This window comes from Bacillus sp. DWP3-1, assembly GCF_049896565.1.
Taxonomy (GTDB): domain Bacteria; phylum Bacillota; class Bacilli; order Bacillales; family Bacillaceae; genus Bacillus.
Genome location: NZ_JAFCUN010000007.1, coordinates 40,871 through 64,780, shown reverse-complemented (window position 1 = coordinate 64,780; position 23,910 = coordinate 40,871). Strand labels below are relative to the sequence as shown.

Genomic DNA, 23,910 nt, shown 5'->3' with positions numbered 1-23,910 from the left:
GGATTGGAGAGGCAAGTGACGGGACATAATAACATCATCGAGAAAGGAGGATGGGAATGGGTCAGAAGCATCAATTTAAATCAGGGAATAAAGCACCGAATAATGGTGTGTATATCGAGATCGGTGAAACCGGCAGTATGGTGAAAGATCCTTTAAAGATTAAGCTTCAAGCAGGCGACGTCTTTCCGGATAACTCGAACCATAATCGTGTTTGGACCTACCAAAGAAAGCCATAAGCAATTGACTAAGAGTCAGAAGGAATAAGTCTTTAGAGGCATGTGTCATGCCTCTTTTTTCTTTATAATAAAAATCAATTAAGTTCCAATTTTCAAAAAACAGTATGAAAAAAAGAAAATTTAAGGTAAAATATGTAATTGGAATATATTGTTGAAAGGATTTGTGTGATGGAAAAGACGAATCTCAGTGAAAGTGTTTGGAATAAACGCTTCACCTCATTATTCATATCAAGACTGATTAAAAACACAGGAGAAAGTTTTGCTTTTACATCCGTCCTTTGGCTATTGATTTTGAGAGGGGATGGAGCACTCGGTACAGGACTTCTCCTAGCAGTAACCGTTCTTCCTTCATCTTTGTTAGCCCCAATACTAGGACCTCTTATGAAAAAGCACCATTTGTCTAAATGGATGTTCGCTTCAGACGTCGTTCGAGCAACAATTGTACTCATTATTCCGCTTCTGCATTTTTCGCATCTATTGCCTTTATGGTTATTGATCTCATTAATGGTTATTCAATCGGCAACAGGTGCAGCATATAATCCAGCCTCTGTGGCCATTTTACCGCAGATTGTTCCGAAGCATCTGATTCAAAAAGCAAATGCCATCCTGCAATCTTCTTTTGAGATTGTCGCACTTGCAGCAGTCATGGTGGCTGGTCTCTTGGTCAAATTAATCGGACCTGCAGATACCCTGCTCATCACCACTGCCTTATTCATCATATCCGGCCTGTTTATTATCGGCGTCAAACTAAAGAAAACCGATGAAGAAAAAGCAGCAGGCATTAAACAAGCAAAGAATACATATTTGTATAACTTAAAAAGAGGTTTTCTCGTCGTCAAAAATCATCACATTTTATTTGCACTGACGCTGTATTGTATTTTAATGAATGTCGCCGCAGCACCGTGGCAGGCACTATCTGCTGTATACGTAGCAGAAGCACTGCAAAGCGATTCCATGGTGTATTCCATTTTAAGAGGTGTTGCCGCAGTCGGCGCGTTTATGATGGGCTTTGCTCTAGCGAAAGTGAAAATTAAGAGATTTGGTTTGTTCTTTATTGTCGCTGGTATGATTGAAGGAGCTGCGTTCTTTATCACAGGGATGAGTACATGGCTGCCGGTCGTTCTACTTGCATCCTTTATATTCGGTGCCGCCGTTAGTGCGATCAATGTACCGGAAATGGTCATTATTCAAACGTCTGTCGACCAAGACGATCAGCCGCAAGTATACGCCGTGATCAATGCTTCATCAAATGTTTTTCTCCCGCTTGCAGCTGTCGTATCAGGTGTTCTGGCAGAAAGGTTTGGAGCAGGACCTGTCATTGCTGGCGGTGGGGTCCTTGAAATTTTATCTGGTATCGCGATCTTCCTGTTTACAGGGCTTGCGAAAAGCCATTTGACAGCAGACAAACAGAAGTCCGAAACCGTCGAGGTGTAATCGATAAAAAAACCCCCTGTGGCTGCAGGGGGTTTTAGCGTACCGCTTTTCAATCAAAAAGAAAAAGAGCTAAAATCAACATCATTTTAGCTCTTCCTCAGCAATCAAGTCTTACGTATTAAGAGTGTTTTGTTGAACTTTCCGTTTCTTTCATTGGACTTACTTCAGCAAAGATGAATAAAATAACCGTAAACACCACTGCAAGAATAGAAGTCAAAGTAAAGTCATAAGCAGCGCCATTCATCGAGGCAACGATGTAACCAGCCATATGTGTCAGCAGAAAAGTCCAAATGAGGGTGATAATATAATGCATAATCCCACCGTCCTTTATGTAACAATCTATTGATTATCATACCATAGATACGAGTGAGGGGAAAAGACTGTTTTAGCCTTTATGTGACCATTTTAAGACCTTCTGCTATAAAAATAAAAAGAATTCTTCTCTCTTTAGGGGATTTCCTTATTCCTACAAGAGTTGTTGTTCATATCATAGAAAGCAGAATCACTGAAAGGAGGCTGGCCATATGGGTGTAAGCGAACGGTTTTTCCAGCTTGGTTCCCAGTGGAACGTCATTCACCTTCCTCAAAAACCAAATGGCTTTGGCATTCTTATCCTCGGTGACCGAAATCACTTTGTGCAGGAAAATACATCATTCTGGCTTCAGCACTATGGAAGAAACCAGCTTTTAACTGCCTTAAAGGATGAAGGATATACATTGTTTAATAGTCATCTTCATGGGAATCACTGGGGATGCGAAGATGCTGTTTTTAGTGCAAAGCAGCTCGTTCATCACACATTAAAACAAGAAATATTAAACCGGGAAATTCATGTGCTGGCAGAGGGGATGGGCGCACTCGTTGCCATGAGCCTTGCTGAAGAGATGCCAGAAGTGCTAAGGTCCATTGCGCTCGTGAATCCATGTCTGCATCTCTATGCACAACGAGAAAGAGAAAAGGAACACAAATTCTTTTATAAACAGCTGATCAAAGAATTAGCGAAAAGCTACGGCTGCTCTGAAAAGGAAGCGGAAACGTACCCGCTCCCTGCTTGCCCTGTTCATTCTGCTCATGTACCGATTCACATATGGCAAAGACTAAACGGCGCACCGTATGCATATGAACTGCATGCAAAGCCTTTTATAGATCAGCATATGAAGAATCCAGAGCATTGTCAGATCGATCTCACCTTGCATATGTTTGATCATCCGAGAAGAATCTTTCAATCCATTCACAAGTTTTATAAATCGCATGAAAGAGAATTGTGATGAATAGGATGATAACAGCCCTTCATGGAAAGGGCTCTTCTTTTTATTCGATAAGCTAAAAAAGGGGACATGAACATGGAAACAGGACTGATCATAGGGGCAGATGAATTTTTTGGTCTAGCGCTGTGTGAATATATGATGAAAGAGGGCATTCAAGTGGATATCACATGTCCTCATGATCATACAGAAGAGCAAAAGATGTTATTAGAAGAGCGAATGATGTGGCTCGGCAGAAATGATCTCTTCCGTGTCATTGACCTTCAGGATGGAAAAGACACGTATGACCTCATCTTTATTCAATCAGAGGAATCAGATAAACGACACAAAGACATGAAAGCGAAGCATGGCATGTACCGGGTTCTTTACGAAAAACCCGAAGACGAATCGTCCAATCAGAATGTGCCGGCTGTTATTCTCCCTCGCATGTTCGGACCATGGGCACTTAATAAAGAAAGAACTAAGCGTGATGAAGCATTTTTTGTAGAAGATGTGGCAAGGGATTTGTTCAAGTGGGCATCGGGCACTGAACAAAGACAGGAAACACATGAATTGAAGGTAGAAAGACAAACGGATGACAAACAAGCAGAAGAAATGATGGTAGAATGGAAAAGACAAAACTCAACATTTTTCGACAAAAAGCAAGAATGATCTTCCATCTTATCTTTTTTCAGTATAAAATAAACCTATATTTAACATACAGGTTCATGCCTGCATGTGGCAAAGGGAGTTGAACATGGCATGAAGTATCAGCGGCTTGTCATGATCTTTTCGTTCCTTCTCCTATTATCTGCCTGCTCACAGGCACCTTTAAAAGGACAGATTGAGAAGGTGGGTTTACTCGTCCCCGATACAATTAATGATCAAGTTTGGGGAACGAAAGGTTATAAAGGCTTATTAAATATTCAATCAACATTTGGTGTAGATGTTTATTATAAGGAAGGAATGGTCGACAAAGAGAAAATCGTTGATGCCATTGAAGAATTTCACAAAAAAGGAGTCAATTTGATTATTGGCCATGGCAATGAATACAGCGAAATTTTCAACTTAATTAGTGAAGATTATCCGAAAACACAATTTATCACGGTAAATGGAAACAAGCCTCAGGCGGATAATGTCGCGAATGTGACGTTTAAAGGTGAAGCGATGGGCTTTTTCGGAGGCATGACAGCAGCACATATGTCAAAATCAAAAAAGATTGGTATTCTTGCTACATATGATTGGCAAAGCGAAGTAGATGGCTTTATCAAAGGTGCAAAATATCAAGATGAACATGTACAAGTGCTTGCCGAGTTTGTCGAAAACTGGGATGATGCGGACAAAGCCGTGGAGCTCTATCAAAAATTGAAAAAGCAGGGCGTAGATGTTGTATATCCAGCAGGCGATGGTTATAATATCCCTGTCATTGAACAAATCAAAGCCGATAATTTATCAGCGATCGGATATGTCACTGATCAATCCAACCTCGGCAGTCATACCGTCTTAACAAGCACAGTCCAGCATGTGGATAAAGCGTACACTATTATTGCGAAGAAATTTAATGAAGGCAAGCTAAACGAACAAGGTGACTACTCCTTTGATTTTAAAGAAGGAGTGATCGAAATGGGGAAATTTAGTTCCACCATTGACCGTGCTTTTGTGAAAGATATTGAAAGTGATATTGCGACTTACAAAAAAACTGGCAAACTGCCAAATGAAAAGTGAGGATACGACGATGCAGCACGAAAAATCGATGGAGTTTTTACAAATTGCCATGAAGTATTTTCCGCAGGCAAAAGAAGAATTAGATAAAGCGGGTATTCAGCTTGAGCCCGAAGCTCTTCAGCCGCTTTTATCATTGTTTACATCTGTCATGCAAGAGGCATATGAGCTTGGGAAAGCAGATGCAGAATCAGAAAAAGCCACAGAATAGTGGCTTTTTTTATGATAATTTTTTCTTGAAGGCACTAATCATAGGGCCAACATCTTTAAACACAGGCTTCAGTTCATCGATGGAGTTCATAATGTTCCCAATTTGATTCATGACATGCATGTAATCAATTGAGTCTTCACTTGGAGATGTCTCCTCACGTTCCTCCTTTGCTTCTGTCTTGCTTTTCTCCTTTTCAAGCGGCTGGCCAAACATCATAGCCGAAAAAATATCTTTTTGCGCCATATCACATGCTCCTTTCTACTATCGGTATATCAATAATCTATGAAAAAAGTGAGAGGAAAGGTTAGACGTTTGTATTGCCAAGGAGAAAAAAATAAGGTAAAATTAGTACCAGATACTAATATAAGATCACAATATCACATGCTCGTATGAGTAAAAGGAGTCTTATTCAATGAATGCTGGAATTATTGGCCTTGGCCGCTATATACCTGAAAAAGTGTTAACAAATCTTGATTTAGAAAAAATGGTTGAAACTTCTGACGAATGGATTCGTACTAGAACAGGTATAGAAGAAAGAAGAATTGCTTCTGATGATGTCAATACATCACATATGGCGCTTGCTGCTGCAAAAAAAGCATTAGCTGACGCAAATGTAGCTGCAGAAGATATCGATATGATTCTTGTGGCGACAGTCACGCCAGATCAAGCATTTCCGACAGTCGCTTGTATGATTCAAGAGCAGCTCGGTGCACATAAAGCATGTGCAATGGATATTAGCGCTGCGTGTGCTGGCTTTATGTATGGGCTTGTTACTGGAAAACAATTTATCGAATCAGGTACGTTCAAGCACGTGCTCGTCATTGGCGTTGAAAAGCTTTCTCGCATTACCGACTGGGATGACCGCAATACTGCTGTTCTGTTTGGAGATGGAGCAGGTGCTGCTGTGTTAGGAGAGGTCAGCGAAGGGAAAGGAATTCTCTCATTTGAGCTTGGAGCCGATGGAAGAGGCGGGAAGCACTTGTACTTAGATGAAAAAGATCATACAATCATGAATGGACGAGAAGTATTTAAATTTGCTGTAAGACAAATGGGCGAGTCAAGCGTAAACGTCATCGAAAAAGCTGGACTATCAAAAGAAGACGTTGACTTCTTGATCCCGCATCAAGCAAATATTCGCATTATGGAAGCAGCCCGCGAACGCCTAGAGCTGCCAGTTGAAAAAATGTCGAAGACGGTCCATAAGTATGGAAACACATCAGCAGCATCTATTCCAATTTCACTATGTGAAGAAATCGAAGCCGGAAAAATTCATGACGGCGATGTGATTGTAATGGTTGGTTTTGGTGGCGGATTAACGTGGGGCGCAATCGCTATGCGATGGGGCCGATAAAAGAGTGAGGTGCACAAATTAATGGATAAAAAACGAGTAGTTGTTACAGGATTAGGTGCTTTGACACCTCTTGGCAACGATGTAGAGTCAACATGGAAAAATGCTGTAGCAGGTGTATCAGGAGTTGGACCAATCACACGTGTCGATTCAAGTGAATATACCGCAAAAGTAGCAGCAGAACTAAAAGATTTTAACATTGAAGATTACATGGAGAAAAAAGAAGCACGAAAAATGGCACGCTTCACGCAATATGCAGTCGTTGCTGCTCAAAAGGCGCTAGAAGATTCACGTCTTGAAATCACAGATGAAATCGCACCGCGTGTTGGTGTATGGGTTGGGTCTGGTATTGGCGGACTTGAAACATTTGAAGAGCAGTTTGAAGTGTATTCAAATAAAGGAGCAAGACGCGTAAGCCCATTCTTCGTTCCAATGATGATTCCAGATATGGCAACAGGCCAAATTTCAATTGCACTTGGCGCAAAAGGGGTTAACTCTTGTACAGTGACAGCATGTGCAACAGGGACAAACTCAATTGGTGATGCATTTAAAGTCATTCAGCGCGGAGATGCAGATGCGATGATCACAGGCGGAACGGAAGCGCCGTTAACAAAAATGTCATTTGCTGGTTTCTGTGCGAACAAAGCTCTTTCGACAAATCCTGATCCAGAGACAGCAAGCCGTCCATTTGACAAAAACCGTGACGGATTTGTTATGGGAGAGGGTGCAGGGATTGTCGTTCTTGAAGAACTCGAGCATGCGTTAAAACGCGGTGCGACAATTTATGCAGAAATTGTTGGATATGGTTCAACTGGAGATGCGTATCATATTACAGCGCCGGCTCCAAACGGAGAAGGCGGCGTCCGCGCAATGAAAGAAGCGATTCGAGATGCTGGTTTGTCTGTGGAAGAAATTGATTATATCAATGCCCACGGAACAAGCACACCTTACAATGATAAATTTGAAACAATGGCCATTAAAGAAGTGTTCGGAGAGCATGCGAATCAGCTTGCCATCAGTTCGACAAAATCAATGACAGGTCACTTACTTGGCGCAGCAGGCGGAGTAGAAGCTATTTTCTCTGTTCTTGCGATTAAAGACAGCGTCATTCCTCCAACCATTAACCTTGAAACACCGGATGAAGAATGTGATCTAGATTATGTGGCAAATGAAGCACGTTCAAAAGAAGTACAAGTGGCTCTAAGTAACTCACTTGGCTTTGGCGGACATAATGCGACAATTATCTTTAAAAAATACGAAGCGTAATATTTCCTAAGAAGGCGGCGATCTATAAACAGATCGCCGCTTTTTTGCATATGATGAAAATGGAGGTGTTTAGCGGTATGGGTCTAGTCAATACACAATATCTCATTCATCAATCATCATCATTTCAGGAGCTGGCATCGCGCTTTATTCCTTATTTTAAAGGGGCAGAGGAAAAAGAATGGTCCTCTATTCTCTCCCACCTGCAGCATCACGGAATGATTCGGTCTTTTAGATCATGCAAAGACATGATCGACAAGCTCAAAGAAAAAGGGTACTTCCAGCTCGTCATGAAAGAATACAGGGCGCTGCAAAAGCAGTGGAAAGGCCCTGACATTCCTGTCTTTATTTTGCCAGTCAATGAGAGCAGCAAAGAAATTAGAGAACAATTTTTTTATCAATCCGGCATGGCATTTGACGACAAGGTCTTTCTCTTTTTGTCGCCAAATACTCCGAAAGAACGTATCGGTACATTGCTGACTCATGAATATCACCATGTATGCAGGTTGCATTTTCTCACGAAAGAAGAAAAAGATTTTACATTCCTTGATACAATCATGATGGAGGGGCTCGCTGAATATGCTGTGTATCATAGATACGGAGAAAGCTATACAGCCAAATGGACCACTCTCTATGACGAAACGCAGCTTCAGCACTTGTATAAGAAATGGGTATCCAGTCATCTTGATCAAAAAGTGCAGGACGACGAAAGACTGATACAGAACCTCCTTTATGGAAAAGGGAACTACCCCAAAATGCTTGGTTACGCCACCGGGTTTTATATTGTGAAAAAGTATTTCAGTGAGCACCGAATCAGCGAGGAGTCTATGATTGCAGAGCCGTCCGAAACTTTTTTAAAGGCGGTAGACTCATAAAGTGAATGATTCACATAAAAAGAGACATATTACAAATTTACTAAATTCTTCTTGATTTCGTCATAACAATGTAATAATATACAAATATAAATTTTGATAATTCTTTTTATTCAAAAAAGACAGAATTTTTTATTCATTTCTATTGTCTATGGAGAAAGGGGCGAATGAATGACCAAGCTGCTTGAAGTGCAAAACTTAAAAACATATTTTTTTCGAAAAAAAGAACCGATACCTGCTGTTGATGGCGTTGATTTCAGCATCAACAGAGGAGAAACTGTCGCGTTAGTCGGTGAGTCTGGATCTGGTAAAAGCATTACGTCCTTATCCATTATGGGGTTGATAAACGGCACTGGTGGAAAAATTATGGACGGTTCCATCAAGCTTGATGGAAAGGACCTAGTTACATATGGTGAAAAGGAATTATGCAGCATTCGTGGTAATGATGTATCTATGATCTTTCAGGAACCCATGACCTCACTTAATCCCGTCCTAACCATCGGGGAACAAATAACAGAAATCCTCATCTATCACAAAAAACTTTCAAAAAAAGAAGCGACGAAAAAAGCGATTGATCTGCTGAAGATTGTTGGTTTTTCCAGACCGGAACAAATCATCAAAGATTACCCGCACCGTTTATCAGGCGGCATGCGGCAAAGAGTGATGATTGCCATTGCGCTAAGCTGCGATCCGAAGCTTCTCATTGCAGATGAACCGACAACTGCCCTAGATGTAACGATTCAAGCCCAGGTGCTCACATTGATGAAAGATTTATGCACGACATTTGGTACATCTATTCTTCTCATTACTCATGATCTAGGTGTCGTGTCTGAAGTGGCAGATCGAGTCATTGTCATGTACTGCGGACAGGTTGTTGAAAATGGGACCGTCGAAGAATTATTTGATCAGCCGCTTCATCCTTACACAGAAGGGCTGCTTGAATCGATTCCTGTCATTGACGGAGACATACAGCCGTTAACGGCGATCAAAGGGAATGTCCCTGCGCCAGATCAGCTTCCGGCTGGCTGCCGCTTTGCTCCTAGATGCCCGCAAGTGAAGGAGCGCTGCCTAGGAGAGCTGCCTAAGCTCAGGACATTTGAGAATGGCAGAAGCGTCAGATGCTTCTTATATGAGGAGGCAGACCATACATGACCCTTGCTCAAAATCAACCACAGCCAACAGATCTAACAGAGAAAGAAACCATCCTTGAACTGAAACAGATCCGAAAACATTTTCCGATTAAAGCGGGCGTCTTTCAGAAGAAAGTCGGTGCAGTCAAAGCTGTTGACGGCATAGACTTGAAGATTTATAAAGGTGAAACGTTAGGCATTGTTGGGGAGTCAGGGTGCGGTAAATCTACACTAGGCCGGACAATGATTCGCTTATATCAGCCAACTGACGGTCAAATCTTTTTTAAAGGGCAAGATATCTCCCGCGTATCAGAATCAAAGCTAAGACAATCAACACGAAAAAACATCCAAATGGTTTTTCAAGATCCCTTTGCATCACTCAACCCTAGAAAAACACTTCGAAGCATCATCAAAGAACCCTACAAAACACATCACTTATATTCCTTAAAAGAAAGAAATGAAAAAGTAGAACAGCTTTTATCAAAGGTGGGCCTTCATCCAAGCTTTGCAAATCGCTACCCTCACGAATTTTCTGGCGGGCAGAGGCAGCGAATCGGCATCGCTCGTGCGCTTGCCATGAATCCCGAAATGATCATCGCAGATGAGCCGGTATCAGCACTTGATGTATCCATTCAGGCGCAGGTGATTAATCTGATGGAGGAGCTTCAGGAGGAATTTGACCTGACATATCTATTTATCTCTCACGATTTAAGTGTGGTCAGGCACATTAGTGATAGAGTCGGCGTGATGTATCTCGGCAAAATGATGGAGCTTGCCGATAAGCACAGCCTGTATGATGAACCGCTCCATCCATATACACAGGCACTGCTTTCTTCTGTTCCTGTTACCCGTAAAAAGGGTCAGATCAAAAGAGAACGTATCATGCTTCAAGGCGATCTGCCAAGTCCTGCGAATCCGCCAAAAGGCTGCGTATTTCACACAAGATGCCCGCATACGAAGGAAATCTGTAAAGAAAAAATACCAGCATTTCAGGAATTAAAAACAAACCACTTCGTTGCCTGCCACCTCTACGACGCTTAATCAGCTTGGAAGATCTCATCTTTGAGAGGGGGGATGAAGCGGCATCTGTCGTCATTTCTAAAAAAGGATAGGGGGAATTGTATATGAAAGGTAGAAATAGAAAACCCATTTTGGTCAGTTTACTGCTGATCTTTACACTCATGCTTGCGGCTTGCTCTAGTGGAAATAAAACATCTGGAGACAGTGAAAAGAAATCAACTGGAAAACCTGTACAAGGCGGAGACCTTGTCATCGGTTCAATTGCAGAGCCTACGTTATTTAACTCGCTGTATTCAACAGACGTGGCAAGCTCTGATATTGAGGAAAGAATCTACAGCTTCTTACTTCAAACTGACGGAAAGCTGAACCCTCAGCTATCGCTGGCAGAGGATATTAAAGAATCTGATGACGGCAAGCAGTTTGATGTGACCATTAAAAAAGGCGTAAAGTTTCATGATGGTGAAGAACTGACGGCTGATGATGTTGTGTTTACATACAGCATTCCGATCAATAAGGACTACAATGGAGAGCGCGGATCAGGCTTTGAAGTATTAGATTCCGTTAAAAAGACAGGGGATTACTCAATCGAATTCAAGCTCAATAAAAAAGATCCCTATTTCTATAATGTCACATTAGGAAGCTATGGCATTTTGCCTAAGCATATTTTAGGTGATGTGCCTGTAAAGGATCTCGGTGAAAATGAATTTAACCGAAAAAATCCAATTGGTTCAGGTCCATTTAAATTTGCCGAGTGGAAAGAAGGAGACTACGTTAAACTAGAAGCCTTTGACGATTATTGGGATGGACGTCCATACCTTGATACCGTCACGATTAAAACCATTCCTGATCAGAATGCAGCGATTGCCCAGCTGTCAGCAGGCGATATTGATTTCTTTGCTGTACCGGGAGCAGAGCTGCAAACAGCTGAAAAAGTCAGCAACATTAAAATTGAATCTGATCTAGGGCTCAATTATTCATACATTGGCTGGAACCAGAAAAATGATCTCTTTAAAAGTAAAAAGGTCCGCCAAGCGCTGACACATGCCATTGATCGTCAAACGATTGTCGATCAAGTGTTAGATGGAGACGGCAAAGTAGCCAACATTCCAGAAAGTCCGCTGTCATGGAACTATCCGAAGAATGATCGTGTTCCAGTATTTGAGTTTGATCAAGAAAAAGCGAAAAAGATACTGAAAGAAGAGGGCTGGGAGGATACAGATGGAGATGGCTATCTTGATAAGAACGGCAAAAAATTCTCCTTTGTCATAAAGACCAACCAAGGAAACAAAGTCCGTGAAGACATCGCTGTCGTTGTCCAGCAGCAGCTCAAAGAAATTGGTGTTGAAGCGAAGCCGCAAATTGTGGAATTCAGTGCACTCATTGAGCAGACGACACCGCCTAAGTGGGATTACGATGCGCTGCTGCTCGGCTGGAGCCTTGCCACATTCCCTGATCAATTCAGCATCTTCCACTCAAGCCAGTCAGAAAAAGGCTTGAATAACATCTGGTATAAAAATGAAGAGGTCGATAAGCTGTTAGTGGATGCTAAGAACTTAAGCGATCGAAAAGAATATTCAAAGGCATATGAAAAAATTTATGAACTGATCGCAGAAGATCAGCCATATACGTTCCTTTATTATGCCAACTCACATCGCGCGATGCCATCTAATCTCCAAGGCTACTCTTACCACCCGAAAGATGAGTATTACAAAATCGAGAAATGGTGGATTGAACAGTAGGCTGTTAGTGAAGAGGGGGGGTCTCCCCTTTCAGCGTGAAGACAAACCCTTCTATTCGGCGTCAGTCCGGCGCGCTGGTGCTCACGATGATTTCATTCACCAAGCACCAGTTAGATTTTAAGGGTTCTCATATCACGCTGCAATGAAGACAGAGGGCTAAAATAAAGCCTATTTTAGCCCTTTTTCATCACAGTATGGCGATCCGATGAAAAAGGAGTTGTGCATATGGTTACATATATCATTAGAAGGACACTGCTTTCCATTCCCATCTTATTTGGGATTACTATTTTGTCCTTCGCCATTATGAAAGCAGCACCAGGCGATCCAATGTCACTCATGATGGACCCGACCATTAGTGCCGCAGACCGGGAAGCCTTTATTGATAAGTACGGCTTGAACGATCCTGAATATGTGCAATATATGAAATGGCTTGGCAATATGCTTCAAGGTGACTTTGGCACTTCCATTGTTAAAAAGGGAACGCCCGTGGCTGATTTGATTTTTGCCCGGCTGCCAAATACCCTCATCCTCATGATCTTTTCTACATTAGTCGCACTGATTATCGCCATCCCATTTGGTGTTCTTTCAGCAAAACGTCCATATACAAAGCTTGACTATGGCATTACGGTTACATCTTTTATCGGACTGGCTATTCCGAACTTTTGGTTTGGACTCATTCTGATTATGGTTTTATCTGTGAATCTAGGATGGTTCCCGACAGGCGGTGTTTCTACCTTAAATGCCGATTTTAATGTGTTTGACCGGCTCCATCACATCATTTTACCAGCCTTTGTTTTAGCAACTGCTGATATGGCAGGGCTCACCCGGTACACAAGGTCGAGTATGCTTGATGTCATGAGGCAGGATTATATTCGCACCGCAAGAGCGAAAGGCTTTCGAGAAAACAAAGTCATTTTCAAGCACGGGTTAAGAAACGGTCTTATGCCTGTCATTACGATTTTCGGATTGATGGTTCCATCCTTTATTGGCGGCGCAGTCGTGGTGGAACAAATTTTCACTTGGCCAGGGCTTGGAAAGCTGTTCATCGATTCTGCCTTTTCGAGAGATTATCCGGTCATTATGGCGATGACTGTTATTTCCGCAGTGCTCGTGGTGGTTGGAAATTTAATAGCGGATATTCTATATGCGATCGTTGATCCGCGTATTGAATATTAGAAGGGAGCTGAAGCACAATTGGCACAGCCTAATATGGGAACACCTCCTGTTGATCTCAAATTAAAAGAGGGTCTTCCGCCAAAGCCAGAGACGATGCTGCGTTTATTTTGTGAGAAATTTTTCAAAAATAAACTGGCGGTTGCCGGCTCCGTGATCTTATTGGTCATTATCTTTTCAGCCATTTTCGCTCCAGTGATTGCCCCTTATGCACCAGAGCAGCAAGATTTATTGAAGCGGCTCCAGCCGCCAAGTGCTGAGCATTTGATGGGAACTGACAAGTTTGGCCGAGATATTTTCTCAAGGGTGCTTTATGGAGCGAGGGTCTCTCTGCTAGTTGGCTTCGTCTCAGTGGTCGGGGCGATCACCATTGGCACCGTCGTTGGAGCGGTAGCAGGGTATTTCAAAGGATTTGTTGATTCTATCTTAATGAGATTTGTTGATGTGGTATTGTCGATTCCTGACATTTTTCTATTGATCACGCTTGTCACCATTTTCAAACCGGGCATTGATAAATTGATATTAATCTTTGCTTTGACCGGCTGGACCACAACCGCGAGACTGATCCGCAGTGAATTCTTATCACTACGAACAAGAGAATTCGTACTCGCGGCGAGAACCATTGGAACGAAAAACCATGTCATCATCTTTTCGCATATTTTACCGAACTGTATCGGTCCTATTATCGTGTCAGCTACACTTAAAGTAGGTTCCGTCATTTTAGCCGAATCAACGCTGAGCTATCTAGGGTTTGGCATACAGCCGCCAACAGCAAGCTGGGGCAACATGCTGCAAGATGCACAAAACTTCTCGATTATGGTGCAAGCGTGGTGGTATCCGCTCTTCCCAGGTTTACTGATATTGCTGACCGTTTTATGCTTTAATTTCTTAGGAGATGGGCTGAGAGATGCGCTTGATCCTAAAAAGCTAAAGTAATGCCTCATTTTTTATGACAAGATGAAAGGGACTCTGCGACACGCACTTTGTTTTCTTTATAAAAATAAAAAAATGCACGCCATCATTCACTCCGCTTGAAGTTTAATAAAGTTGGAATAATTTCTCTATCCCTTGCCCATACTGTGGACAACAGTTTTTATAAAGTGAGGGATTGGTTATGTTATTTCTTCATGACGTATGGGTGAATTGGTTTGAAGGGGAAGAAAATGGCTACAATGTGTGTCATTTTCATGAGTGGCGTAAGGAGGACAGTGTGGAGCTGTTAGATCAAGTGCCTTTACTCAAGGTGCAGAGTCCTTTGTTTGATTACATAGAGAATGATCTTTCAGAACTGCCGAAGACGCTGCTAGAATCTGTCTTTGAGAAATCATATATTCGAAAAAATCATGAACGGCGTAAACTAGAATATTGCTTTGTGGTCACGGACGGTATCCGGATTATTGCTGTGGATACGATTGGGTATTCCATTCCTGTGAGGAAAAGCCGCTTAATCCCAAGGCAGGAGCAATTGGTGTATGAGATGGTGAAAGATGTGAAGGCTGAGGAATATGAATTTTCTCTGGATAGTCTTGAGTCGGCGAAGGAGTATCATATTTTGTCTTTGCCGCCGCAGCACATCAGCGGATTAACGAGAAAAGAAAGACAGTTGAAGCAGCTAATGTTTATGGCGCTCGATCAATTAAAAGGTCTTCAAAACAGAGCAGAAATTGCGTATTGGTATACGGAATGGAACCCGCGCATGTACAATCAAATCAAACGAATGTCATTCGAAGAGATTTGGAACATGCTTTACAATGAAACCATTGATGGATGGTCAGAGAATCATTTAGCATTTTGTGAAAAAATGATTAAGGGACAGCCGTTTTTTGAAAAGCTTTGGGAAATGGAAAACGAATCAAAAGTGAATTAGAAAAAGCTTGCAGCGTGATGTGCTGCAAGCTTTTTTTATTTGCGTTTTCTGCCAAGACCCATCGCATTCTCCATTTTTTTCAGCATTTTGTTTGCTGCGCGGTTTGCTTTTTCAGCACCTTCGTCAAGAATGCGGTCAAGCTCGTCTGACTCAATGAGTTCATAGTACCGATCTTGTATTGGTTTTAAAGCATCAACGACTACGTTCGCAAGATCTCCCTTAAATTCACCATACCCTTTGCCTTCATACTTTTGCTCAAGCTCTGCAATCGATACGTTGCCTAACACAGAATAAATCGTCAGCAAGTTCGCAATACCAGGCTTGTTCTCTTTGTCGTACTTGACGATGCCTTCTGAATCCGTCACAGCACTTTTGATTTTCTTTTCAAGCTGCTTTGGTTCATCTAATAAGGTAATGAACGATTTTTGGTTCGGATCGGATTTGCTCATCTTTTTCGTTGGATCTGCTAAAGACATAATCCGAGCGCCTTCTTTTGGAATCTTCACTTCAGGTACGGTGAAGATGTCATTATATTTGCGGTTAAAACGTTCAGCAAGCGTTCTAGTCAATTCAAGATGCTGTTTTTGATCTTCTCCGACAGGGACTAGATCAGTACCATATAATAAGATATCGCCAGCCATTAATGGGGGATACGTTAATAGTCCTGAAACAACCGCTTCCTTACCAGCGGATTTGTCCTTAAATTGGGTCATTCTCTCTAATTCCCCAATATAAGCAACACATTGCAGCATCCATCCCGCCTGGGCGTGAGCAGGTACCTCTGATTGGATAAACAATGTCGCCTTCTCTGGATCAAGTCCAACTGCCAAATAAAGAGCTGCTAAGCTTCTAATATTTTGGCGAAGAGCTAGCCGGTCCTGACTCACTGTAATCGCATGTTGATCGACTACACAAAAATAGCCATGATAATCATGCTGCAAATCGACAAATTGCTTCATTGCTCCAATATAGTTCCCTAAAGTCACAGAACCGCTCGGCTGAATGCCAGAAAAAATTGTCTTCTTTGTCATACTAAAACCTCTTTTCTTCAATATAAAAAGGCCCACCCGTCACTTTTCAACAGAAAAGGGACGAATGAACCGTGGTACCACCCTTGTTATTTCACAAAGAAATCACTCAAGACGTTGATATCGGAGACTGCTCCGTCTAAGCCTACTAACTTCAAAAGTGTTCGGTTAGCTGCTCCAAAGCCCATTCCATACATGCCATTATCTGCTCGCACCAGCCGCAGACTCTCTGTAAATGGTGAATATATGTACTCTTCTTTTTCATCGCAACAGTATGTCTATCTATTATAAAGGATGACCATAAAAAAGTCACGAAGCCCTCATGTGACCTTCTCATCATGCCGTTTGACACTTAAAATTTTAGATAAAAAACCAACTATCTGTCAGAATTTTTTAAAAAAGGATGATTAATTATATGTATAAAACATTATTCCTGCTGAATTTGTTAAATTATTTTAATCAATTTACGCTTTAATTTGTTGAAGTGATTGAGACTTTAGTTTATAAAAATCCCTCTTTATCCCCATTTACGTTTTTTTAAAATATATGAAATTGATATTGCAATAAATTATTCTATTCATTATAATTAATTTGTTCACACGTTTGTGCTAGGCTCTTTACATAGTGAAAATTCAGAAAAAACAAAAGAAATAGAAAGTAAGCTATTTAGGGACTTTTTTACGCTATTTCTTAAATCTGAATCTCATCTTCTATCGAGACCTTTGAACTAAAACATATTATAAGGGGGAATACAGTTGAAAAAGCGTTGGTCTGTTGTTACTTTAATGCTTATTTTCACACTTGTATTAAGCGCTTGTGGTTTCAGCGGAAACAAATCAGGCGACAGCACGAGCAGTTCTGGAGAGGCTAAAACAACATTAAATGTGAATATCTCCACTGAGCCTTTTTCTCTACATCCAGGATTGGCAAATGATTCAACTTCAGGAAGTGTCATCCGTCAGACTTTTGAGGGATTAACAAGAATTAACGCTGAAGGTAAGCCAGAAAATGCAATGGCTTCTGATATCAAAACAAGTGCTGATGGTAAAACATACACATTCACACTTCGTGATGCAAAATGGTCTAATGGTGACCCTGTCACAGCTAAAGATTTCGAATATGCTTGGAAATGGGCATTAGATCCTAAAAATGAATCTCAATATGCTTACCAGCTTTACTATATTAAAGGTGCTGAAGCAGCGAACAAAGGGAAAGCGAAAGTTGCTGATGTTGGCATTAAAGCTAAAGACGACAAAACGCTTGTAGTTGAGCTAGAGAACCCAACACCGTTCTTTACTGAACTAACTGCATTCTATACGTATATGCCAGTCAACAAAAAAGTGGCTGAAAAGAATAAAAACTGGTTCACAAATGCTGGTGAAAATTACGTATCTAACGGACCATTCGTTCTTTCTAAATGGAAACATGGCGGTTCTATCACGCTTGAAAAGAACAATGAATACTGGGATAAAGATACTGTGAAATTGAAAAAGATCAACATGTCTATGATCAAAGATACAAACACTGAGCTTAGCATGTTCAAAAAAGGCGAGCTTGACTGGGCTGGTTCACCAACTGGAAGCCTTCCAACTGAGTCTTTAAAAACATTGAAAAAAGAAGGCGGTCTTAAAATCCAAACGATCGCAGGTATCTATAACTACAAATTCAACACAGAAGTAAAACCTTTAAACAATGCAAACATCCGTAAGGCCCTTGCATACTCAATCAACCGTCAAGCGATCGTTGACAAAATTACGCAAGGTGAGCAAGTGCCAGCTATGGCAATCGTTCCTCCAACAATGGAAGGATTCACTGATAACAAAACTGGCTACTTCAAAGATCACGATGTAGCAACTGCGAAAGAATTTCTTGAAAAAGGTGTGAAAGAATTAGGTTATAAGTCAGTTTCTGATCTTCCAGCATTGAAACTTTCTTACAACACAGATGAAGGCCACCAAAAGATTGCACAAGCAATTCAAGAAATGTGGAAGAAAGACTTAGGCGTGAAAGTTGAACTTGATAACTCTGAGTGGAACGTATACATCGACAAGATCCACAGCGGAGATTACCAAATCGGACGTATGGGCTGGTTAGGTGACTTCAACGATCCAGTGAACTTCCTTGAGCTTTACAAAGATAAAGACGGTGGAAACAACGACACTGGATGGGAAAGCAAAGAGTACAAACAATTGTTGAATGATTCTGCGAAAGAAACAGATAAAACGAAACGTGAAGAAATGCTGAAAAAAGCAGAAGAAATCATCATCAACGATATGCCTATAGCACCAATTTACTTCTACACTCAGCTTTGGGTACAAGATCCAAAACTAAAAGGTGTGGTTGTATCTGGACTAGGTGATGTTCAATACAAATGGGCACATTTCGAAAAGTAAGAATTATAGTGTAAGAGATCTACGGCAAGGATCTTAAGGTATATGGAGGATGTCTCTCCATATACCTTTCTTGCTGATTAGAGAAAATGTTGTAAAATCATGGAGGTGCAATTCCGTTGCTTAAATATATCGGTAAGCGATTAATATATATTTTAATCACACTGTTTGTTATTGTAACTGCAACTTTCTTTCTCATGCAGGCAGCACCGGGTGGTCCATTCTCTGGTGAGAAGAAACTTCCTGCTGAAATTGAAGCAAACCTAAACGAGCACTACGGGTTGGACAAGCCCTTATTTGTTCAATATGTAAACTACTTAGGTTCAGTTGCAAAATTAGATTTTGGTCCCTCATTTAAATATAAAGGACAAACTGTAAATGACTTAATCAGTTCTGGATTCCCCGTTTCCTTTACCCTCGGAATTGAGGCAATTCTCCTCGCATTAGCATTTGGTGTATTGTTTGGGGTCCTTGCAGCGCTCTATCATAACAAGTGGCAGGACTATACGATTGCCATTTTAACGATCTTTGGAATTTCAGTTCCAAGTTTCATTTTAGCTGCGCTGCTACAATATGTATTTGCATCTGAGGCAAGCGTTTTAGCGATTTTCCCAGTTGCAGGATGGGAGTCTTGGGCCAGCACCGTACTACCTTCTATTGCACTTTCCTTCATGCCTATGGCATTTATCGCTAGACTTGCACGGTCAAGTATGCTTGAAGTTCTAAACAGTGATTACATTAGAACGGCTAGAGCGAAAGGATTAACGAAATCAGCTGTGACGATTAAACACGCAATTCGAAACGCATTGTTACCTGTCATTACATATATGGGACCAATGGCTGCTTCAGTGTTAACAGGTAGTTTTGTCGTGGAGAAGATTTTCGGTATTCCTGGATTAGGCTCTCACTTTGTCACAAGTATTACAAACCGTGATTACACCGTCATCATGGGTGTCACAGTCTTCTACAGTATTATTCTATTAATCAGTATTCTAGTCGTTGACGTCCTCTACGGTATTATCGATCCTAGAATTAAACTGACGAAGGCGAAGAAAGGGGTCTAACACATGGAAGAGATGAGAAAAGATTTATTTGTTCCTGCGACAGCTGACGCAGCAGAATCTGAAAAAATTTCTAAACCTAGTCTATCTTTATGGAAGGATGCTATGCTTCGCTTCCGTGCAAATAAACTTGCAATGGTTGGTCTTTCAATCATTTTTATTATTGTGATGCTGGCCATCTTTGTTCCGATTTTTTCTAAATATGATTACTCGACGACCGATTTACTGAATGCAGACCAGCCACCTTCAAAAGAGCACTGGTTCGGTACAGATGATTTAGGACGTGACATGTTTGTCCGTACATGGGTCGGGGCAAGAATTTCGATCTTCATCGGTCTTGCTGCAGCGGTCCTTGACGTGATCATCGGTATTATCTGGGGAAGTATTGCTGCGTTCAAAGGCGGCCGTACAGATGAAGTCATGATGCGTATCGCAGACGTTTTATGGGCAATTCCAACACTATTAATGGTTATCTTAATGATGGTTGTTCTGCCAAAAGGATTATTAACAATTATCCTCGCCATGACAGTCGTAGGCTGGATAAACATGGCACGTATCGTTCGGGGACAGGTTCTACAATTAAAGAGTCAAGAGTACGTTCTTGCTGCACAAACATTAGGTGCGAAAACATCTAGACTTTTATTTAAACACTTAATTCCAAACTCAATGGGACCAATTCTTGTCACAATGACACTCACCATTCCTTCAGCTATTTTCACGGAGGCATTCTTAAGCTATCTAGGACTTGGTGTACCGGCTCCATTAGCGAGCTGGGGAACAATGGCGTCTGACGGAATTCCGGCCATGACGTACTATCCTTGGAGATTATGGTTCCCAGCCGCATTTATCTGTATAACAATGTTTGGTTTTAACGTGGTTGGAGACGGACTAAGAGACGCTTTAGATCCGAAGTTGCGTAAATAAGGAGTGATTAGGATGGAACGTGAACGTATTCTAGAGGTGAAAGACCTTGCAATCTCATTTAAAACATATGGTGGAGAGGTTCAAGCCATTCGTGGTGTGAACTTCCACTTAAATAAAGGAGAGACACTTGCTATTGTAGGTGAATCTGGCTCTGGTAAAAGTGTGACATCACAGGCCATCATGAGATTAATACCGATGCCGCCGGGTTATTTCAAGCGCGGACAGATCCTGTTTGATGGGCAAGATATCGTCAAGAAAACAGAAAAACAAATGCAAACCATTCGAGGAAAAGACATCTCAATGATCTTCCAGGATCCGATGACTTCTTTGAATCCAACGATGAAAGTCGGGAAGCAAATTACAGAAGTACTGTTCAAGCACGAACAAATTTCAAAAGAAGCGGCTGAAAAAAGAGCCATTGAATTACTGGAGCTTGTTGGAATTGCAATGCCTGAAAAAAGAATCAAGCAATACCCGCACGAATTTAGTGGCGGGATGAGACAAAGGGTTGTCATCGCGATGGCGCTCGCAGCAGATCCAAAGCTATTGATTGCCGATGAGCCGACGACAGCACTAGATGTAACGATTCAGGCGCAAATTTTAGAATTAATGAAAGAAATTCAGCAAAAGGTGGAAACATCTATTATCTTTATTACGCATGATCTAGGTGTTGTCGCCAACGTCGCTGATCGTGTAGCCGTTATGTATGCAGGACAGATTGTGGAGACAGGGACTGTTGATGAAATTTTCTACAATCCAAAACATCCATATACGTGGGGACTTTTAGCATCAATGCCGAGCCTTGACACAGATGGCGGAGATGAAGGAAAGCTGACTGCAATCCCAGGAACACCGCCAGATCTGACAAACCCGCCGAAAGGAGATGCATTTGCACTCCGAAGCGATTATGCAATGAAAATTGACTTTGAACAAGAACCGCCAATGTTCAAAGTATCAGATACGCATTATGTGAAATCATGGCTACTTCATCCAAATGCACCTAAAGTTGAACCGCCTGCTTCTGTAAAGGCGAGAATGCGTGAACTAGAAGGTAGCTACGAAAAACCTGTATTAGTAAAAGAGGGTGAATAGCATGGCAGAAAAACTGTTAGAAATCAAAAATTTGAAGCAACATTTCCATACAGCAAGAGGGACTGTGAAAGCAGTTGACGGAGTTTCATTTGATATTTATAAAGGTGAAACACTTGGCCTTGTAGGGGAGTCTGGTTGTGGTAAATCCACTACGGGCCGCTCCATCATTAGACTTTATGATGCGACAGATGGTGAGGTTCTTTATAAAGGGGAAAGTGTACACGGGAAGAAATCAAGACAAAAAATGCTTGAGTTCAACCGTCAAATGCAGATGATCTTCCAAGATCCATATGCCTCACTCAACCCTAGAATGACAGTGCTTGATATCATTGCAGAAGGCATCGACATTCATGGCCTTGCGAAAACAAAGCAAGCACGTAAAGAGCGTGTATACCAATTGCTTGAAACCGTTGGATTGAACAAAGAGCATGCAAACAGATACCCGCATGAATTCTCAGGTGGTCAAAGGCAGCGTATCGGAATTGCCCGTGCATTAGCAGTTGAACCAGATTTCATCATCGCCGATGAACCAATCTCTGCATTAGATGTGTCGATCCAAGCACAGGTCGTCAACTTAATGAAAGAACTTCAAGAAGAAAAAGGCTTAACGTACTTATTCATTGCCCATGACCTGTCTATGGTAAAATACATCAGCGATCGTATTGGTGTGATGTATTTCGGAAAATTGGTTGAGCTGGCACCAGCGAATGAATTATACGAAAATCCGCTTCATCCATATACAAAATCATTACTATCTGCGATTCCGCTCCCAGATCCAGATTATGAGCGTAACCGCAAACGAATCAAGTATGATCCATCTGTTCACAAAGGAACGAACACCGAGTTCCGTGAAGTGAAGCCAGGTCACTTTGTGAGCTGCACAGAGGAAGAATTCAAAGAGCTTCAAGCTAAACAATCATAAGAAGAAAGAAGCGCTGCTATGTCAGTGCTTCTTTTTTTATTTTACAAAAAAATAAGATGATGGTAATTTCTAGATAACAACAAGCAGGTTCTAGGAGGAAATCAGATGTCCATATGGAAGACGTTTCGCTACTCATTATTTCACTTTCTAATTGTATTCATGCTTTTTTCAACGTCTTTTTTGAGGAAACCAAATGGGGGACAGTGGATGCTCGTGTTTATGGTGCTCACTGGCATTGTGTCTTTTTCGGTGGAATATATGCTTAACCGAAAGACAAGCAATCAGAAGCAAGAAGCACGGCGCATGAAGTATCTTTATTTCATTATGTTTCAAATAGCGATGACACTTATCCTCTTTGTTTGTTTTCAACTACTCATGGACCGTTCGATATAAAACTTTTTTCTGTTGTTTGAAAAAAAGTGAAACTAGTGAAGACTTTGCTGCGTCTTACTAGTACAGGCGTTTAAATAATAGGAAATCGGGAATATCTAAGGAAGTGGTTCTTAACGATATCATAAGGAGCGGATCCATGAATTGGTATGAAAAGCTCAGTGAATACTTCCCGATAGAAGAAATGAAGTCAAAAGAGCATATGGAAGCTTTATTAAAGGAAAGAAGTGATGTTTATCATAAGGAGGAAGGACCTCATCATGTGATGATGTACGCCGAATTTGATTCTTTCATCTTTATTGATTATTTATTTGTTTCCAGAGATGCAAGAGGTGAAGGCCTCGGATCAAAGCTCATTCATAAGCTGAAGGAAAAAAAGAAACCGATCTTGCTTGAGGTCGAGCCTGTAGATGAAGATGATGCAGATACTGCAAAACGCCTAAAGTTTTACCAAAGAGAGCACTTCAAGCACACAGAATCAATCGGTTATAAACGCAGGTCACTTGCAACAAATGAAGTGAACCGCATGGAAATCCTTTATTGGTCGCCTCTTACAGATAATGAGGAAGAAATGATGGAGGCTATGAGGAAGACCTATGAACGAATCCATACGTATAAAGATGAAGAATGGTATGGGCAGTCGTATGAGGATGTTGATGATGTATTGAAGGTCATTGAAAATAGAAAACAAAAAAATATTTTCGATCATCTCGACTAAATGAGAATGTTCAGACATCAAACGGCACCACAAAATGAATGAAATTGTCTAGTTTTTGTCACAAAAATTGCAAGAAAATCTGTTCACACTTACTTTTTTATAGTATAATCACTATAAAGATTACTTATT

The 23,910-nt window shown here is 41.3% G+C and carries 25 protein-coding genes and 1 other annotated feature; of the genes, 22 read left to right on the top strand and 3 right to left on the bottom strand.

The window, feature by feature from the left end:
* Positions 1-56 precede the first annotated feature (56 nt).
* Positions 57-236, top strand: coding sequence for a YjzC family protein (locus ACP7A0_RS15330; protein ID WP_034663316.1), 180 nt, complete (start codon positions 57-59; stop codon positions 234-236).
* Between the two features lie 168 nt (positions 237-404).
* Complete coding sequence (locus tag ACP7A0_RS15325; RefSeq protein WP_034663308.1) at positions 405-1,670, top strand: MFS transporter; 1,266 nt, start codon at positions 405-407, stop codon at positions 1,668-1,670.
* Positions 1,671-1,788: 118 nt separating this feature from the next.
* Here the strand turns inward: ACP7A0_RS15325 and ACP7A0_RS15320 are convergent, their stop codons facing one another.
* Positions 1,789-1,983, bottom strand: coding sequence for a YjzD family protein (locus ACP7A0_RS15320; RefSeq protein ID WP_003211779.1), 195 nt, complete (start codon positions 1,981-1,983; stop codon positions 1,789-1,791).
* A gap of 211 nt (positions 1,984-2,194) precedes the next feature.
* Here ACP7A0_RS15320 and ACP7A0_RS15315 point away from each other — a divergent pair, with 211 nt between their 5' ends.
* The 4 genes from ACP7A0_RS15315 to ACP7A0_RS15300 all read left to right on the top strand — a co-directional run bounded on the left by ACP7A0_RS15315 (position 2,195) and on the right by ACP7A0_RS15300 (position 4,844).
* The gene (locus ACP7A0_RS15315; protein WP_060595993.1) at positions 2,195-2,935 is read left to right on the top strand and encodes a hypothetical protein; all 741 of its coding nucleotides are present in this window, start codon (positions 2,195-2,197) and stop codon (positions 2,933-2,935) included.
* 75 nt (positions 2,936-3,010) lie between these two features.
* Positions 3,011-3,583, top strand: coding sequence for a nad binding enzyme (locus ACP7A0_RS15310; RefSeq protein ID WP_106041568.1), 573 nt, complete (start codon positions 3,011-3,013; stop codon positions 3,581-3,583).
* A 90-nt stretch (positions 3,584-3,673) separates the two neighbouring features.
* A complete protein-coding gene (locus tag ACP7A0_RS15305; protein WP_034663299.1) occupies positions 3,674-4,636 on the top strand; it encodes a BMP family ABC transporter substrate-binding protein in 963 nt (320 codons plus the stop codon).
* Between the two features lie 10 nt (positions 4,637-4,646).
* A complete protein-coding gene (locus tag ACP7A0_RS15300) occupies positions 4,647-4,844 on the top strand; it encodes a ComZ family protein (protein ID WP_003211983.1) in 198 nt (65 codons plus the stop codon).
* Positions 4,845-4,853: 9 nt separating this feature from the next.
* On the opposite strand, the gene ACP7A0_RS15295 is transcribed toward ACP7A0_RS15300, so the two are convergent.
* Positions 4,854-5,087, bottom strand: coding sequence for a hypothetical protein (locus ACP7A0_RS15295; protein WP_034663296.1), 234 nt, complete (start codon positions 5,085-5,087; stop codon positions 4,854-4,856).
* 169 nt (positions 5,088-5,256) lie between these two features.
* Here ACP7A0_RS15295 and ACP7A0_RS15290 point away from each other — a divergent pair, with 169 nt between their 5' ends.
* The 9 genes from ACP7A0_RS15290 to ACP7A0_RS15250 all read left to right on the top strand — a co-directional run bounded on the left by ACP7A0_RS15290 (position 5,257) and on the right by ACP7A0_RS15250 (position 15,256).
* Positions 5,257-6,195: a beta-ketoacyl-ACP synthase III gene (locus ACP7A0_RS15290; RefSeq protein ID WP_106156897.1), complete on the top strand. Its 939-nt coding sequence runs from the start codon at positions 5,257-5,259 to the stop codon at positions 6,193-6,195.
* 21 nt (positions 6,196-6,216) lie between these two features.
* Positions 6,217-7,458, top strand: a complete 1,242-nt coding sequence (gene fabF / locus ACP7A0_RS15285; protein WP_060595995.1) for a beta-ketoacyl-ACP synthase II — start codon at positions 6,217-6,219, stop codon at positions 7,456-7,458.
* 77 nt (positions 7,459-7,535) lie between these two features.
* A complete protein-coding gene (locus ACP7A0_RS15280) occupies positions 7,536-8,330 on the top strand; it encodes a DUF2268 domain-containing protein (protein ID WP_106061798.1) in 795 nt (264 codons plus the stop codon).
* A 168-nt stretch (positions 8,331-8,498) separates the two neighbouring features.
* Entirely contained in the window at positions 8,499-9,479 is a 981-nt protein-coding gene (locus tag ACP7A0_RS15275) for an ABC transporter ATP-binding protein (RefSeq protein ID WP_045210037.1), read from the top strand.
* Positions 9,476-10,498, top strand: a complete 1,023-nt coding sequence (locus tag ACP7A0_RS15270; protein WP_060595997.1) for an ABC transporter ATP-binding protein — start codon at positions 9,476-9,478, stop codon at positions 10,496-10,498. Before ACP7A0_RS15275 ends, ACP7A0_RS15270 begins: the two co-directional genes overlap by 4 nt.
* A gap of 83 nt (positions 10,499-10,581) precedes the next feature.
* On the top strand, positions 10,582-12,216 hold the full coding sequence (locus ACP7A0_RS15265) for a peptide-binding protein (protein WP_060595998.1): 1,635 nt from the start codon (positions 10,582-10,584) through the stop codon (positions 12,214-12,216).
* Positions 12,217-12,441: 225 nt separating this feature from the next.
* Positions 12,442-13,392, top strand: coding sequence for an ABC transporter permease (locus tag ACP7A0_RS15260; RefSeq protein WP_060595999.1), 951 nt, complete (start codon positions 12,442-12,444; stop codon positions 13,390-13,392).
* Between the two features lie 33 nt (positions 13,393-13,425).
* Positions 13,426-14,325 carry an oligopeptide ABC transporter permease gene (gene opp4C, locus ACP7A0_RS15255; RefSeq protein WP_081311422.1) on the top strand — a complete coding sequence of 300 codons (900 nt, stop codon included), beginning with the start codon at positions 13,426-13,428 and terminating at the stop codon, positions 14,323-14,325.
* Positions 14,326-14,503: 178 nt separating this feature from the next.
* Positions 14,504-15,256, top strand: coding sequence for a YjbA family protein (locus ACP7A0_RS15250; RefSeq protein WP_060596001.1), 753 nt, complete (start codon positions 14,504-14,506; stop codon positions 15,254-15,256).
* Positions 15,257-15,291: 35 nt separating this feature from the next.
* Here ACP7A0_RS15250 and trpS read toward each other — a convergent pair whose 3' ends face one another.
* Entirely contained in the window at positions 15,292-16,287 is a 996-nt protein-coding gene (trpS, locus tag ACP7A0_RS15245; protein WP_426005668.1) for a tryptophan--tRNA ligase, read from the bottom strand.
* A 53-nt stretch (positions 16,288-16,340) separates the two neighbouring features.
* Positions 16,341-16,558, bottom strand: a binding site (T-box leader).
* Between the two features lie 481 nt (positions 16,559-17,039).
* Here trpS and ACP7A0_RS15240 point away from each other — a divergent pair.
* The 7 genes from ACP7A0_RS15240 (at position 17,040) to ACP7A0_RS15210 (ending at position 23,781) form a co-directional block, all read left to right on the top strand.
* A complete protein-coding gene (locus ACP7A0_RS15240; protein ID WP_034666712.1) occupies positions 17,040-18,677 on the top strand; it encodes a peptide ABC transporter substrate-binding protein in 1,638 nt (545 codons plus the stop codon).
* A gap of 116 nt (positions 18,678-18,793) precedes the next feature.
* The gene (locus ACP7A0_RS15235; RefSeq protein WP_060596003.1) at positions 18,794-19,738 is read left to right on the top strand and encodes an ABC transporter permease; all 945 of its coding nucleotides are present in this window, start codon (positions 18,794-18,796) and stop codon (positions 19,736-19,738) included.
* Between the two features lie 3 nt (positions 19,739-19,741).
* Positions 19,742-20,659 (top strand): ABC transporter permease, encoded by a 918-nt coding sequence (locus ACP7A0_RS15230; protein WP_034663265.1) that lies wholly within the window; start codon positions 19,742-19,744, stop codon positions 20,657-20,659.
* A 12-nt stretch (positions 20,660-20,671) separates the two neighbouring features.
* Positions 20,672-21,751: an ABC transporter ATP-binding protein gene (locus ACP7A0_RS15225; protein ID WP_034663262.1), complete on the top strand. Its 1,080-nt coding sequence runs from the start codon at positions 20,672-20,674 to the stop codon at positions 21,749-21,751.
* Between the two features lies 1 nt (position 21,752).
* Complete coding sequence (locus ACP7A0_RS15220; protein ID WP_034663259.1) at positions 21,753-22,673, top strand: ABC transporter ATP-binding protein; 921 nt, start codon at positions 21,753-21,755, stop codon at positions 22,671-22,673.
* A 105-nt stretch (positions 22,674-22,778) separates the two neighbouring features.
* The gene (locus tag ACP7A0_RS15215; RefSeq protein ID WP_106039525.1) at positions 22,779-23,066 is read left to right on the top strand and encodes a hypothetical protein; all 288 of its coding nucleotides are present in this window, start codon (positions 22,779-22,781) and stop codon (positions 23,064-23,066) included.
* A gap of 136 nt (positions 23,067-23,202) precedes the next feature.
* The gene (locus ACP7A0_RS15210; RefSeq protein WP_426005664.1) at positions 23,203-23,781 is read left to right on the top strand and encodes a GNAT family N-acetyltransferase; all 579 of its coding nucleotides are present in this window, start codon (positions 23,203-23,205) and stop codon (positions 23,779-23,781) included.
* Positions 23,782-23,910: the final 129 nt, after the last annotated feature.

Excerpts from the sequence above, each read along its gene's own strand:
- ACP7A0_RS15330 (WP_034663316.1), top strand. The coding sequence starts at position 57 with ATGGGTCAGAAGCATCAATTTAAATCAGGGAATAAAGCACCGAATAAT.
- ACP7A0_RS15325 (WP_034663308.1), top strand. The coding sequence starts at position 405 with ATGGAAAAGACGAATCTCAGTGAAAGTGTTTGGAATAAACGCTTCACC.
- ACP7A0_RS15320 (WP_003211779.1), bottom strand. The coding sequence starts at position 1,983 with ATGCATTATATTATCACCCTCATTTGGACTTTTCTGCTGACACATATG.
- ACP7A0_RS15315 (WP_060595993.1), top strand. The coding sequence starts at position 2,195 with ATGGGTGTAAGCGAACGGTTTTTCCAGCTTGGTTCCCAGTGGAACGTC.
- ACP7A0_RS15310 (WP_106041568.1), top strand. The coding sequence starts at position 3,011 with ATGGAAACAGGACTGATCATAGGGGCAGATGAATTTTTTGGTCTAGCG.
- ACP7A0_RS15305 (WP_034663299.1), top strand. The coding sequence starts at position 3,674 with ATGAAGTATCAGCGGCTTGTCATGATCTTTTCGTTCCTTCTCCTATTA.
- ACP7A0_RS15300 (WP_003211983.1), top strand. The coding sequence starts at position 4,647 with ATGCAGCACGAAAAATCGATGGAGTTTTTACAAATTGCCATGAAGTAT.
- ACP7A0_RS15295 (WP_034663296.1), bottom strand. The coding sequence starts at position 5,087 with ATGGCGCAAAAAGATATTTTTTCGGCTATGATGTTTGGCCAGCCGCTT.
- ACP7A0_RS15290 (WP_106156897.1), top strand. The coding sequence starts at position 5,257 with ATGAATGCTGGAATTATTGGCCTTGGCCGCTATATACCTGAAAAAGTG.
- fabF (WP_060595995.1), top strand. The coding sequence starts at position 6,217 with ATGGATAAAAAACGAGTAGTTGTTACAGGATTAGGTGCTTTGACACCT.
- ACP7A0_RS15280 (WP_106061798.1), top strand. The coding sequence starts at position 7,536 with ATGGGTCTAGTCAATACACAATATCTCATTCATCAATCATCATCATTT.
- ACP7A0_RS15275 (WP_045210037.1), top strand. The coding sequence starts at position 8,499 with ATGACCAAGCTGCTTGAAGTGCAAAACTTAAAAACATATTTTTTTCGA.
- ACP7A0_RS15270 (WP_060595997.1), top strand. The coding sequence starts at position 9,476 with ATGACCCTTGCTCAAAATCAACCACAGCCAACAGATCTAACAGAGAAA.
- ACP7A0_RS15265 (WP_060595998.1), top strand. The coding sequence starts at position 10,582 with ATGAAAGGTAGAAATAGAAAACCCATTTTGGTCAGTTTACTGCTGATC.
- ACP7A0_RS15260 (WP_060595999.1), top strand. The coding sequence starts at position 12,442 with ATGGTTACATATATCATTAGAAGGACACTGCTTTCCATTCCCATCTTA.
- opp4C (WP_081311422.1), top strand. The coding sequence starts at position 13,426 with ATGGGAACACCTCCTGTTGATCTCAAATTAAAAGAGGGTCTTCCGCCA.
- ACP7A0_RS15250 (WP_060596001.1), top strand. The coding sequence starts at position 14,504 with ATGTTATTTCTTCATGACGTATGGGTGAATTGGTTTGAAGGGGAAGAA.
- trpS (WP_426005668.1), bottom strand. The coding sequence starts at position 16,287 with ATGACAAAGAAGACAATTTTTTCTGGCATTCAGCCGAGCGGTTCTGTG.
- ACP7A0_RS15230 (WP_034663265.1), top strand. The coding sequence starts at position 19,742 with ATGGAAGAGATGAGAAAAGATTTATTTGTTCCTGCGACAGCTGACGCA.
- ACP7A0_RS15225 (WP_034663262.1), top strand. The coding sequence starts at position 20,672 with ATGGAACGTGAACGTATTCTAGAGGTGAAAGACCTTGCAATCTCATTT.
- ACP7A0_RS15220 (WP_034663259.1), top strand. The coding sequence starts at position 21,753 with ATGGCAGAAAAACTGTTAGAAATCAAAAATTTGAAGCAACATTTCCAT.
- ACP7A0_RS15215 (WP_106039525.1), top strand. The coding sequence starts at position 22,779 with ATGTCCATATGGAAGACGTTTCGCTACTCATTATTTCACTTTCTAATT.
- ACP7A0_RS15210 (WP_426005664.1), top strand. The coding sequence starts at position 23,203 with ATGAATTGGTATGAAAAGCTCAGTGAATACTTCCCGATAGAAGAAATG.